Source organism: Rhizobium sp. Leaf384, assembly GCF_001424065.1.
Taxonomy (GTDB): Bacteria; Pseudomonadota; Alphaproteobacteria; order Rhizobiales; family Rhizobiaceae; genus Ferranicluibacter.
Genome location: NZ_LMQE01000006.1, coordinates 222,093 through 234,218, shown reverse-complemented (window position 1 = coordinate 234,218; position 12,126 = coordinate 222,093). Strand labels below are relative to the sequence as shown.

At 63.8% G+C, this 12,126-nt stretch carries 10 protein-coding genes and 1 pseudogene; 5 read left to right on the top strand and 6 right to left on the bottom strand.

What is annotated here, in order from left to right:
* Positions 1-2: 2 nt before the first annotated feature.
* From ASG25_RS14745 to ASG25_RS14735, 3 genes are all read left to right on the top strand, one after another.
* Positions 3-2,030: a DUF882 domain-containing protein gene (locus ASG25_RS14745; RefSeq protein WP_062475805.1), complete on the top strand. Its 2,028-nt coding sequence runs from the start codon at positions 3-5 to the stop codon at positions 2,028-2,030.
* A 187-nt stretch (positions 2,031-2,217) separates the two neighbouring features.
* The gene (locus ASG25_RS14740; RefSeq protein WP_062475209.1) at positions 2,218-2,946 is read left to right on the top strand and encodes an autoinducer binding domain-containing protein; all 729 of its coding nucleotides are present in this window, start codon (positions 2,218-2,220) and stop codon (positions 2,944-2,946) included.
* A 696-nt stretch (positions 2,947-3,642) separates the two neighbouring features.
* On the top strand, positions 3,643-5,562 hold the full coding sequence (locus ASG25_RS14735; RefSeq protein ID WP_062475205.1) for a methyl-accepting chemotaxis protein: 1,920 nt from the start codon (positions 3,643-3,645) through the stop codon (positions 5,560-5,562).
* Positions 5,563-5,765: 203 nt separating this feature from the next.
* Here the strand turns inward: ASG25_RS14735 and ASG25_RS14730 are convergent, their stop codons facing one another.
* From ASG25_RS14730 to ASG25_RS14720, 3 genes are all read right to left on the bottom strand, one after another.
* Positions 5,766-6,032: a DUF2312 domain-containing protein gene (locus ASG25_RS14730; RefSeq protein WP_062475202.1), complete on the bottom strand. Its 267-nt coding sequence runs from the start codon at positions 6,030-6,032 to the stop codon at positions 5,766-5,768.
* Between the two features lie 213 nt (positions 6,033-6,245).
* Entirely contained in the window at positions 6,246-6,626 is a 381-nt protein-coding gene (locus tag ASG25_RS14725) for a DUF1244 domain-containing protein (RefSeq protein WP_082480202.1), read from the bottom strand.
* A 76-nt stretch (positions 6,627-6,702) separates the two neighbouring features.
* Positions 6,703-7,497 carry an N-formylglutamate amidohydrolase gene (locus tag ASG25_RS14720; RefSeq protein ID WP_062475199.1) on the bottom strand — a complete coding sequence of 265 codons (795 nt, stop codon included), beginning with the start codon at positions 7,495-7,497 and terminating at the stop codon, positions 6,703-6,705.
* A 296-nt stretch (positions 7,498-7,793) separates the two neighbouring features.
* On the opposite strand from ASG25_RS14720, the pseudogene ASG25_RS14715 reads away from it, so the two are divergent.
* Together ASG25_RS14715 and pyk are read left to right on the top strand one after the other, a co-directional pair.
* Positions 7,794-8,165 (top strand): annotated as a pseudogene (locus ASG25_RS14715) (DUF1036 domain-containing protein); the annotation flags it as partial.
* Positions 8,165-9,604: a pyruvate kinase gene (gene pyk / locus ASG25_RS14710; RefSeq protein WP_062475193.1), complete on the top strand. Its 1,440-nt coding sequence runs from the start codon at positions 8,165-8,167 to the stop codon at positions 9,602-9,604. The pseudogene ASG25_RS14715 and the gene pyk, both read left to right, overlap by 1 nt.
* A 123-nt stretch (positions 9,605-9,727) precedes the next feature.
* On the opposite strand, the gene ASG25_RS14705 is transcribed toward pyk, so the two are convergent.
* From ASG25_RS14705 to ykgO, 3 genes are all read right to left on the bottom strand, one after another.
* Positions 9,728-10,762: an alpha/beta hydrolase gene (locus ASG25_RS14705; protein ID WP_244479413.1), complete on the bottom strand. Its 1,035-nt coding sequence runs from the start codon at positions 10,760-10,762 to the stop codon at positions 9,728-9,730.
* A 288-nt stretch (positions 10,763-11,050) separates the two neighbouring features.
* Entirely contained in the window at positions 11,051-11,707 is a 657-nt protein-coding gene (locus ASG25_RS14700) for a hypothetical protein (RefSeq protein ID WP_082480257.1), read from the bottom strand.
* Positions 11,708-11,823: 116 nt separating this feature from the next.
* Positions 11,824-11,949: a type B 50S ribosomal protein L36 gene (gene ykgO, locus ASG25_RS14695; RefSeq protein ID WP_034855034.1), complete on the bottom strand. Its 126-nt coding sequence runs from the start codon at positions 11,947-11,949 to the stop codon at positions 11,824-11,826.
* Positions 11,950-12,126 lie beyond the last annotated feature (177 nt).

Here is a 12,126-nt window from a genome sequence, read left to right as displayed (position 1 = left end):
GTTTGCAGGATTTGTCGGGAATGATAACGCCTTTCGGCGCCAAAGTGCGCGACCTTTGCAGCCGTTGGGCCCGTCGCATGCCGCGCCTCCTCGGATCGCTGGTGATCGCCGCTTCCATGGTGACCCCTGGCATCGTGCCCGCCGTCGAAGCTGCCGGCCAGACCCGCACGCTCAAGATCTACTTCATTCATACCCGCGAGAAGGCCGAAATCACCTTCAAGCGCAACGGCCGCTATGATCCCAAGGGTCTCCAGCAGGTCAACAACATGCTGCGCGACTGGCGTCGCAACGAACCGACGAAAATGGACCCGCGTCTTCTCGACCTCATCTGGGAAGTCTACCAGAAGAGCGGGTCGCGCGATTACATCCACGTCGTTTCCGCCTATCGTTCGCCGGCCACCAACGGCATGCTGCGCTCGCGCACCAAGGGTGTCGCCAAGAAGAGCCAGCACATGCTCGGCAAGGCGATGGACTTCTATCTCCCCGACGTGAAGTTGAAGACGCTGCGCGAAATCGGCATGAAGTTCCAGGTCGGCGGCGTCGGCTACTACCCGACCTCCGGTTCGCCGTTCGTCCACATGGACGTCGGTGGCGTGCGCGCCTGGCCGCGCATGAGCCGCGGCGAACTCGTTCGCCTGTTCCCGGACGGCAAGACCATGCACCTTCCCTCCGACGGCTCGCCGCTTCCCGGCTATGAGCAGGCTGTGGCGGACTACAAGCGCCGCGTCGGATCCAGCGCCATCGAAGTGGCTGGCGGCGGCGCCAAGGGCGCGGGCGACCGCGACACGAAGCGGGGTGGCAAGAACCTCTTTGCCATGCTGTTTGGCAGCGGCGACGAGGACGAGGATGCAACCGCGATTGCAAGCGGTGCCGACAGCGACGATTCCGAAGCACCTTCCCAGGCTCCGGCCCGGACGACCAAGCCTGCCGCCGCTCCGGTCCAGCAGCCGGTTCTGGCCGGTGTCGAGGGCGCCGAAGACGCTCCCCTCGTTGCCGAGCAGACGCTCAAGGCGCCGGTTCCGCTCAACCGTCCTGCGTTCCAGGAAGCCGATACGTCCGTCCAGACGGCGCTTGTCGCGCCGCCGAGAAACGCCGCGCAGGATGCTCTTGCCGCAGCGCTCCCCGCGACACCGCCGGCGGGCGAGGAATTTGCCGATCTTCGGAGCTACAAGGTTCCCGTGCCTCTGGCGCGCCAGACCGATCCGCAGGGTAGCGAGGCCCTTCTTGCCAGCGCCGATCCCAATGCGATGACGGAAGATTCCGAGGCGCTCGGCTTCGTTCCCGTGCCCGCTCTTCGCCCGGCCGGAGAAGCCGCCCTGATGGCCGTCGCCCAGGCCGACGTTGCCGGTGCGCCGACGAGCATGGCGGCCGAGCCGCTTCCGACCCAGGTTCCGGCCCAGCTTCCGGCAACAACGGCACCCGCCGTGGTCGCGACCGCCCAGGCGCCTCGTGACAATGCAGCGGCTGCCCAGACCCGGGTCGCCCTTGCCGCCCCGACGGCCGGCAATCCTGGCGCCGGCAATCCTGGCGCCCTCAATTCTGGTGTAGTCCCGGCAGCCCGACCGGATGCGGTCGCATCGGTTCCGGCCCGTCCAACGCCGCCGGCGCAGGACGCAACCCGCATGGCTGCGGCACCGGTTCGCCCGTCGCCGCCGGTGGAACTCGCCTCCTATGCGCCGTCCCCATCGGCCGCGCCGCGCGATCCTTTCGGCAATGCCTTCGACGTTCCTGCCGAGGCGCCGGTCAAGGCTGCGCGTCCGAAAAAGGTCCAGGCGGATGCAGCGCATCGCTCTTCGGTGCGAACCGAGCCGAAGCTGACGCAAAAGATCATTGCGGAATGGGCACTGTCGACCAGCCGCATGGCGACGCTGTCGAAGCCGGTCAAGGCGCCGCGTTTCGTCTCCAGTTCGCTGCGCGCATCGCCGACCACCGTCTATTCCGCCGGGTTCACGACGGGCCCCTCGGCCCCGGACACGGCAAGATTCAGTGGGACCGCCGTCAACTTCATGGAAGTCAAACGGTTCAATTGACGCTGCGGACAGACGCCCGTCTCCGACATGCAAATATCGTCATTGTCACATCGATGCCCCGGGAAACCGGGGCATTTGTGTCTTTATACGGTAAAAACCCCTAGAAATAGATCTTTTGGTTGTGGCGCCGTGCCGAATTTGACAATGTCCCTGCAGACTTACAGCAAGTCGGCATTCGGAGTCCGTTATGGCCAGCACGCCGCTTTCGCCACTCTCGCCGTTGCGTTCGGAATGGCGCGATCTTCGCACCGTTCCTCGCCATCGCTATTTCACGTCCAATCCTGTGGTTGACCGCCTGCGGCGGGCGGTGCCTTTCGATCATATCGCGATCAGCGGTCTTGACCTCGAAGGATACCACATCGGTCGCGGGGCATCCGTGGATACGGACCTGCCGCCGGCCTATATCGAAGCCTATGATCGCGAGCGTCTCTACGAGATCGACCCTCTCATCGAGAAGCTGATGGCGGGCGAGCTCGTCACCGACGCCGAGATGTTTGCGACCCAGCCAAAGCCTGAACGCCTCGAGCAGGTGACGTCTGCCTTCAACATCCACAACCGGACGCTCGTTCCGGTCATGCGATCCTCCCTTGTCTACGGCGCGGTCATGTTCACCCGCCAGACGCCGTTCGACAGCGAGGAGATCGCCTTCCTGGCGCTGATCGCACCGTGCGTCCACGCAGCCGTGTCGCGGCCGCTGATGGAGCGCTTTGCTGCCGCGCATCTGCGGCTGTCGCGCGGCGAGGTCGCCTGTCTGATGCAGGCCAGTCACGGGCTGACAAGCGAAGGCATCGCACGGGTGACGGGCTATCAGAACGACACCGTCAACAGCTACATCAAATCTGCGATCAAGAAGCTCGGCGCAGCCAACCGCACCCATGCCATCGCCGATGCGATCCGCCGGAGCCTCATTCACTGAGGTTCGGCCCTTGGCCCCTGCCGTAGCCTTGCCTCCCGGTCGCACACCAAACGCCGCGCGTCGGTTGCGACGCGTGGCGTTGGTCGTCTTGCACGCTTCGCCGCAAAGCCTGGTGCGCCATGCCAGCGCGGCCTTCTCGGTCTGAGGGCTTGCGTCTTTCGCGATCGCCCCCACCGGCGTGAACCTGTCGCGCAGCGATAATGCATGTCGCCCCGAAAGTGCGCAGCGGTTTCGGCAAACGACAGGCATCCAAGAAAGAGCTTCAAGCGCGTTGCGTGAATCCTTTTTTTCCACAACGCGCTTCAAGTCTCCGACGTTTGCCGCACCCGAACGTCAGGCCATGGCCGACGCCACACTGCCGATTGCGGTCGGGGTGCAACGCGGCGTTAACCGTCAAGTAAAGGAATTCCGCTAAAACAGGGATGGCTAAAGTTGTGCCACCTTGCGGAAGCCGAGATGATGACGGTTCCGACTGCGGATGAAGACCCACGGTTCCCTCGGTCTCTTTGATCCCGACAATCCTGATCCTGACAAACGCGACCCGTCCGGCACGGGCCCCCCGTCTCAATTGTTAACGCAACCCTGAATTGCGGTCTGAATATTATAAACCCTGAAATACCTGTCCTAAAAAAGCCCTTGGCAGATCGATGTCCCGCAGGCGCCTCGACATGCTGACAACCGATTAAGGAATTTGAGATGAAAAGACCGTCAATCAAGGGTTCTCTGGTGGCGATCTTCGCCGTCGTCGCCCTGATCTTCCTGGGATTTGCAGGATTCGCCATGAATCGCATGTCGTCATTGAATGACGGCACGCGCGAGATCACGACCAACTGGATGCCGAGTGCCCAGATTTCGTCCCAGATCGCGTTGGATGCCGCTGGACTGCGGCTCATCATCAGGGATCACGTCATTGCGGAAGACCCCGCCGTCATGGCCGATATTGCGAAAGCGCTGGATGCGCAGATCGAGGTCACCCGGAGAGACATAACGTCCTACGAAGCGGTCATCGCGTCGGAAAAGGAGCGTGGCCTCTACACCAAGGTGAAGACCGCGGTGGGTGACTATATTTCCGCTCTGCCGAAGGCGCTGCAATTGTCCGCGGCCGGACAGAACGCCGCTGTTCGCGCCTATCTGCAGCAGTTAACCCCTGTGACGGACAGGATCGTCGACACCACGCGCGACCTTCTGGAGTTCAACAATCAGGGTGGCCAGGCCGCGACGGAGGCGGGGCAGGCAAACTTCGAGTTGTCCCGGTTGATATCGCTTGCCATGTCGGTAAGCATCCTGATGCTTCTGGGCGGCGCCACGGCCTTTGCCATGATGGGCATATCCAAGCCGATCATGGTGATCACCCAGTCGATGACGACGCTTGCTTCCGGCGATACAGCGAAGGAAATTCCGTTCAACGGCCGCGCTGACGAGATCGGCTCGATGGCAGCGGCTGTCGAGGTCTTCCGCCAGACAGCGCTCGCCAAGATGGAATCCGATCGCCTGATCGAGGCCAATCGCTCGCAGTCGGAGAAAGACCGCATGGCGCAGGAAGCCGCAGACCGTGCGCGTGCGGAAGCGATGGCCCAGGCGACCACGGGCCTGGCCTCGGGCCTCAGATCGCTTTCGGCAGGCGATCTGACGGTGCAGATCTCCGAGAGCTTCGCGGCCGATTTTGAATCGCTGCGGGCCGACTTCAACGCCGCCGTTGGTCAGTTGTCCAAGACCCTGCGCGCCGTGGCCGATGCGACGGGCGCCATCGACAATGGCAGCCGCGAGGTCAGCGCCAGTGCCGATGATCTTTCCAAGCGGACCGAGCAGCAGGCGGCCTCTCTCGAAGAAACGGCCGCAGCCCTGGACGAGATTACTGTCAACGTCGCGAATTCCTCCAAACGCGCCGACGAGGCCCGAAAGATCGCCGTTCTGGCCAATGAAAGTGCGGCCCAGTCGGGCAAGGTCGTCGCCGATGCTGTCGATGCCATGCATAAGATCGAGCAGTCCTCCAACGAGATTTCCAACATCATCGGCGTGATCGACGAGATCGCTTTCCAGACCAATCTTCTGGCGCTGAATGCCGGTGTCGAGGCTGCACGGGCAGGCGAGGCAGGAAAAGGCTTTGCCGTCGTCGCGCAGGAGGTCCGGGAACTGGCACAGCGCTCGGCAAAGGCCGCCAAGGAGATCAAGGACCTGATCCGGAATTCATCGTTGGAAGTGCAGAATGGTGTCAGGCTGGTGAGCGCGACCGGCGAAGAACTGAAGACGATCGAGTCCTATATCGTCACCGTCAACCAGCACATGGACTCGATTGCAACATCCGCGAGGGAACAGTCCGTCGGGCTCAGCGAGGTCAACACCGCCGTCAACCAGATGGACCAGGTGACCCAGCAGAACGCGGCCATGGTGGAAGAGACCAGTGCGGCGGGCGCAAGTCTCGCCACGGAAAGCGGACGTCTGCGCGAGCTGATTTCCCAGTTCCAGCTGGGAGGCGCATTGCGTCAGACCGCTGCCGTCATGGCGGCGGGTGCGGCGCATCGTCCGGTCCCGTCACCCGTCAGAAAGCTGGCGGCGAAGGTTGCAACGGCTTTTTCCGGAAACGCCGCCGTCAGCGAAGCCTGGGAGGACTTTTGATGCGCCCTTGGCGCTCCTGCGCAGCTGAGGAAAGGGTGCAGCGAGACCCCGGATCATGTGGCGGGAGGCAGGCACGCGAACCGGGGATCCCGTCATTCGCGTCTCGATCTGCGCGGGGGTCTCTTTAACGTCAGAGAAGACCCGCATTTCTCGGATGACCGCGTGCTGCCATTCCTCACGGCGGCACGCGGTCCCGTTCCGGGTCATTCCATGCCGAGAGCGGCCATGTAGGTCTGGAGGATCGTTTCTTCCTCGATCCGCTCGTTTGCATCCTTCTTGCGCAGGCGGATGATCGTGCGGATGGCCTTGGTGTCGTAGCCGCGGCCCTTGGCCTCGCCCATGACGTCCTTGATATCGTCGGCAATCGCAGCCTTTTCCTCTTCCAGGCGCTCGATACGCTCGATGAACTGGCGAAGCTCGGCAGCGGCGACGTTTTCCACGCCCGTTTCCGGGATTGATCTTTCGTCCATTCCTGTTGTCCTTTTCGTTCCGGCTGTTTGGTTGACCATGCACCTGCCGTCCGGCGAAGAGCCGCGACGGGATGCGGGAATTTCGGAGGCGTTCGGGCCTTGGGGCCTCATGCCCGGCTGGGCCGTCACCTGCCGCGAAGCGGCGTCGAGGTCAAGCTGTTTTGCGCACGGGTCGGCGCTGCGATGACCCGCATGCCGCCCGGTGCGGGACCGTCACGCCTTCGGGCGCGAGCTCTCGAACGCCGATTGCTGCTCCGGGCTCGCGTCCCGCTGGTGTTTCCGGCGCCAGTCCTCATAGGGCATGCCGTAGACGATCTCGCGGGACTGCTCCTTGGTCAGCGTCTGGCCGCTCGCTTCGGCCGCGTCGCGGTACCAGTTCGAGAGGCAGTTCCGGCAGAACCCCGCAAGGTTCATCAGGTCGATGTTCTGGACGTCGCTGCGCGCGTCGAGATGCGCCAGCAGGCGACGAAAGGCGGCGGCCTCGAAGGCCGTCCGCTGTTCCGGCGTGAGATCGGGTCCAGCGGTTGTCGGTGCAGGGTCGGAGGCGCGGTCGGGGGCGGCGTCGGGGGCGGGGGTGTGGATATCGTCCGGCATGGCATGTCCTTTCGGTCGGCGCAGGAGCGGTCGCTCCGCAGGAAGGGGTGTGACGGAAACGCGGGATGCCGCGGCGTCACGTGGCGTAGGGGCCCGTGCGGGACGGGTATCGCTTGGTGCGGTGCAGGTCGTCGCGCGCGTTCAACTGCTCAAAGATCGGTGCCAGCCGGTCGACCCAGGCGGCAACGCCCTCCGGCGTCCCGATCTGGTCCTGGCGCACCTCGATCAGCGCATGCGGCATGCCGGTTTCCATGCAATGCCGATAGAGCGTGTCGCCGCGAAGCGCCCCGTCATAAGGCTCGTTGTCGCCGACGACCACATCGCCCTGATCACGAAGCGCCGCGAGAAGCGGCAGCACGGCGCGGTCGTCCGTATCCCAGAGCACGGTGACGTGCCAGGGTCGGGGCACGCCCTTCCAGGCCGGCGTGAACGAGTGCAGCGACAGGATGAGCGGTGTGCGCCCGCCCGCGTCCGCGACCTCGGCGATCGTGTCCGCAACGGCTTGGTGATAGGGGCGATGGAACTGTTCGAGGCGCGCTCGGGCTTCTTCCGGAGACATGGGGTGATTGCCGGAAATGATGGCGCCGTCGGAAATTTTCATGATGAGCGTCGGATCGTCCTCGCCGCGGTTCGGGTCGATCAGGAGGCGGGAAAAACGGCTCATCACGGCGGGAACGTCGAGCCGCGCGGCCAGTCCGCGCATCAGCGGTTCCACGCCGATATCATAGGCAATGTGCCGCGCGAACGCGCTTTCGGGCAGGCCGAGCGTGCCGTAGCGCAGCGGCAGCCTGTTGGTCGCGTGGTCGCCGAGGAGCACGAGACCCTTGCGTCCATCGCCTCTGATGATCTCGAACGGCGCCTCGTCGGCCATGGCTTCAACCTCTTTGCATGCCTTTACAATTTGGATGACACGACGAAAAGGCGATCGCAAGGCACAGGCATCGGGCCGCGGTCGCATCTACCGGGAAAAAGCCGGAAATGAGCGTCGACACGTCCGTTGACTTTCGCCCCGCACCGTCGCAAGAAAGTGCCTCGACAAAATGCAATGGAGCACCATTGGAAACCGTGTCTCGACATTTTCTCTCCTCGTCGAACATGCGTCGCTTGTCTCTCGGTGGATTGACTGTCTTCGCGCTCGCGCTCGCCTCGCCCCTCCTGGCAACGGAGGCCCGCGCCGAATTTCGCGTCTGCAACGGCACGCAGAACCTGGTCGGGGTCGCGATCGGCTACCGCGCCAAGGAAGGCTGGATCACCGAAGGCTGGTGGCAGGTACCTGCCACCACCTGCGCGACGCTCATCGAAGGCGAATTGCAGTCCCGCTATTATTATCTCTATGCCGAGGATGCGGCACGTGGAGGACGCTGGACAGGCAATGTCAACATGTGTGTCGCCGAGAACGAGTTCAAGATCGTCGGCGTGCAGGACTGTTTCGCGCGCGGTTTCCAGCGCATGGGCTTCAAGGAATATGACACGGGACGCCAAGGCAGCTGGATGGTTCAGCTCTCCGATACGCCCGGGACTCAAGAAGGCCAGAATTGATGAGACGGAATAGAAAAGCCAAGATCCTCGCGACGCTGGGACCGGCGTCGAACGAAGAGGCGATGATCCAGAAGCTGCACGAGGCAGGTGCGGATCTTTTCCGCATCAACATGAGCCATGCCAGCCACGACATGATGCGCACGCTGATCCAGCGCATCCGCGCCGTCGAGGAGCGCTGCGGCCGCCCGATCGGCATCCTTGCCGACCTTCAGGGGCCGAAGCTGCGCGTCGGCAAGTTCACCGACGGCAAGGTCGACCTCGTCCCCGGTCAGACCTTCACGCTCGACGACAACGAGGCGCTCGGCGACAAGACCCGCGTCTTCCTGCCGCATCCCGAAATTCTCGAATCGGTCAAGGCCGGCGATCGGTTGCTGATCGATGACGGCAAGCTGCATCTGCGGGCCGAGAGCGCCAATGGCAAGAGCATTGTCTGCTCCGTGGTGTCCGGCACCAAGATCTCCGACCGCAAGGGCGTGAGCCTGCCCGACACGCTGCTCGGCGTCGGCGTCCTCACCGACAAGGATCGGGCCGACCTCGATGCCGTCCTGGCCACGAACGAGGTGGACTGGGTTGCGCTGTCCTTCGTCCAGCGTCCCGAGGACCTGATCGAGGTCCGTAAGATCTCGGGCGGTCGCGTCGGACTGATGTCGAAGATCGAGAAGCCGCAGGCGATCGAGCGGATCGACGAGATCATCGAACTGTCGGATGCGCTGATGGTCGCCCGTGGCGATCTCGGTGTCGAGATGCCGCTCGAAGCGGTTCCCGGCCTTCAGAAGCAGCTCATTCGCGCCTGCCGCCGCGCCGGCAAGCCCGTCGTTGTCGCCACGCAGATGCTGGAATCGATGATTTCGGCGCCCGTTCCGACCCGCGCCGAGGTGTCCGACGTCGCCACCGCCGTCTTCGAAGGCGCGGATGCGGTCATGCTGTCGGCCGAGTCCGCCTCTGGCGATTACCCGGTCGAAGCTGTCGCCACCATGTCGTCGATCGCAGGGAAGGTCGAGACCGACCCGCATTATTCCGGCATCATCTACGCACAGCGCACGCCGCCGGAAGCAACGGGTGCGGATGCGATTTCGCTCGCCGCGCACCAGATCGCCGAAACGCTGAAGCTTTCGGCCATCGTCTGCTACACGTCGTCGGGCAATACCGGCCTGCGCACGGCGCGCGAGCGTCCGCAGGTGCCGATCCTGGCGCTTTCGCCTGTCATCCAGACCGCGCGCCGGCTCTCGGTCGTCTGGGGCATGCACTGCGTCGTCACCAGCGACGCGACGGATCTTGACGACATGGTGAACCGCGCCTGCCGCATCGTCGCCTCCGAAGGCCTTGCCGCACCGGGCGACCGCATCATCATTTCGGCCGGTGTTCCGCTCGGCACGCCGGGCGCGACCAACATGCTGCGCATCGCCTATATCAGCGAAGACGGCGCCGGCGGCGTCTGATCCCACGCGCAAGCGCAAGAGCCTGACATGCAAAACGCCGCGCCCTTTGGGGTGCGGCGTTTTGCATGATGGTCGTCGGCTTCAGCCGAGATGACTCCAGCCGAGACGACAGGATGTGGACGGTCAGTTCTCGTTGTCGCCGGCGATGCGTTTCTCGGCGGCGCGGGCAAGGCCGTCGAGGTCCGCTTTCTTTCCGGCAACGGTTTCGATGGCTGCGATGGCGACGTCGGTGACGATGTAGTCCGGCTTGTGGCCAAGATTGTGGATGGTGACGAGCCGCGACCCCGCGATGGCTTCATGCAGCTGACGGGAGTGGATGTCCGGCAGCACCACCTTGTCCCGATCGCCGGTGATGATCACGGTCGGTGCCTTGATCTCGCGATAGCGCGGCGCAACCCGGGTGACATAGGCGAGCAGGTTGGCGATATCGATGGCATTGTTGCGGAAGGTGGCCGGCCGCAGCGCCAGGTAGGTCCTGCTCTCGGCAACATAGTTGTCCGGGCGGTGGTTGGGCGCAAAGACGCCGCGCGTCGCCTTGTCCACGAGCAGCCGGCCGACGGTGGGCGCAACGATGGTCGCGAAGAGATCGCCGAGCAGGGGTTTCTTGGCCACGTCGTAGTACCAGTCGATGCCGCCCGGCCAGGGGTGCGTCGCGGGCGAGAGGAAGACGAGACCCGCCACCATATCCGGATGATGAAGCGCAAAGGTTGCGGCAATCGCCCCGCCGAACGAGTGGGCGACGATGATCGCCTTGCCGATGCCGCGCTTCTTCATGAGGGCCGCCACAGCATCGGCCTGACCATCGGGATAGGCATTGCGCGGCCCGCCCCGCTCCGAATAGCCAAAGCCCGGACGATCGAGAAACAGCATTTCCGCCCGACCCTCGAGCGTCTGGCGGAAGGCCGCCATGGGATCGTTGAGGTTCGCGCTGGCGCCGTGAATGAAGACGATGGGCGGCAGGTCTGCGCCGGGCGGCCGGGGCACGTGCACGCTGTTCATCCGGAAGCCGCCGACATCGATCAGCTCGCCGCGATTGCCGTTGTCGCGCTCAAAGGCCGAGGCCTGGTAGGTTCCGGCGCCGACCCCCACGGCAATCAGGATGAGGAAGGTGGCAAGCGTCGAAAGCATGATGGTCCTGAGGCGTGGGATGCGAGGCATGGATCTATCGTCGTTGCACCGTCTGCGCTGCCGCAGCCGGCGGCAAGAGCGGGTGCCGGGTTTCGGGCGGCGTCTGCGTGTCGGGCCTTTACGAAAGCCGAAGCGGGGCGGTTCACCGGCGAAGCTGAAGCTTTTCCCGCACGCGCCGCGAGGCTTCAAAGCGCGTTGCGTGAAAAAGGATCACGCAACGCGCTTTACGGTCTTGTTGTGATGCATGTCGTTTCCCGAAACCGCTGCACATGTTCGGGCGACATGCATGAGGGGAAAGAGGGCGAATAGGCTGCGCTGTCAGGTGCGGTTGCCGGCCAGCTTCTCTTCCAGCTCGCCCAGCTGCTCCTGCGCCTTGCGTTCGGCCGGATAGACGGCAAGGAACTGCTCCCAGGCGCGCAGCGCCAGTTCGTCCTTGCCCGACGCTTCGAGGATCGCGGCCATGCCGGCCAGTGCGCCAAAATGCCGTGGCTCCAGCGCCAGCACGCGGTTGATGTCCGACATCGACTTGCGGTAGTTGCTCATCTGGTAGTGCAGCGTTGCCCGCTGGTTCCAGCCTTCGACGTAATCCGGTGCCAGCGCAATGACCTGGTCGTAGAGATCAAGGGCGCTCGGCTGCTTGTTGTCGGCCACCGCCTTGGCCGCCCACTGCATCAGGAGATTGACGGTGGCGCTGCCGGAATCCTGCCATTCGGCCCGGATCTGGTCGGCAATGCCGCGCGCCTTCTCGACATCGCGCTCGCGCTTCAGCGCGGCAAAGAGCGTGTCGAGCTTTTCCGCGCGCGTCGGCAGTTTTTCGGGCTCTGCCGGCGGCTGCGCCGGCGCGGTGACAGGCGGCAGGGCTTTGCCGGCCTGCGAAGTCTCCGCCGCCTGCACGGGCGCGATCGACGACAGGGCGAGAAGGGCCACCACAAGCGAGAGATGTCGGGATGTCGCGGGAATCAGTGGAGAAGACATGAAAAAGGCCATGGTGGGAAGGTATCCCGCCATGGCCTCAGATCAAATCAATTTTATGACATGCTCCGACCAAAGGTCGAAGCGAACGCCATTGCCGTCCCGTGTGGCCGAAGGCCTCAGCCCTGGCGGGCCTTGAAGCGCGGGTTCAGCTTGTTGATGATGTAGACGCGACCCTTGCGGCGAACCAGACGGTTTTCGCGATGACGGGCCTTCAGCGACTTAAGCGAATTTTTGATCTTCATCTTTCTGATCCGCAGGTTGCGGCGAATGCACATTCGCACAGGGTCTAAACAATCAAAAAGCGCGCCTGCGAGCCTGTCAGGGCTGAGCGCGCTCTTTACGGTGGCTGGCAAATACCCCGAGCCCGGGCCGCTGTCAACATCAAGGGCAGGGAATTTGGCCGGGAACGCGGGTTTTGT

Excerpts from the sequence above, each read along its gene's own strand:
- pyk (WP_062475193.1), top strand. The coding sequence starts at position 8,165 with ATGAGACGGAATAGAAAAGCCAAGATCCTCGCGACGCTGGGACCGGCG.
- ASG25_RS14730 (WP_062475202.1), bottom strand. The coding sequence starts at position 6,032 with ATGGACGAAAGATCAATCCCGGAAACGGGCGTGGAAAACGTCGCCGCT.
- ASG25_RS14740 (WP_062475209.1), top strand. The coding sequence starts at position 2,218 with ATGGCCAGCACGCCGCTTTCGCCACTCTCGCCGTTGCGTTCGGAATGG.
- ASG25_RS14725 (WP_082480202.1), bottom strand. The coding sequence starts at position 6,626 with ATGCCGGACGATATCCACACCCCCGCCCCCGACGCCGCCCCCGACCGC.
- ASG25_RS14700 (WP_082480257.1), bottom strand. The coding sequence starts at position 11,707 with ATGTCTTCTCCACTGATTCCCGCGACATCCCGACATCTCTCGCTTGTG.
- ASG25_RS14735 (WP_062475205.1), top strand. The coding sequence starts at position 3,643 with ATGAAAAGACCGTCAATCAAGGGTTCTCTGGTGGCGATCTTCGCCGTC.
- ASG25_RS14705 (WP_244479413.1), bottom strand. The coding sequence starts at position 10,762 with ATGCCTCGCATCCCACGCCTCAGGACCATCATGCTTTCGACGCTTGCC.
- ASG25_RS14720 (WP_062475199.1), bottom strand. The coding sequence starts at position 7,497 with ATGGCCGACGAGGCGCCGTTCGAGATCATCAGAGGCGATGGACGCAAG.
- ykgO (WP_034855034.1), bottom strand. The coding sequence starts at position 11,949 with ATGAAGATCAAAAATTCGCTTAAGTCGCTGAAGGCCCGTCATCGCGAA.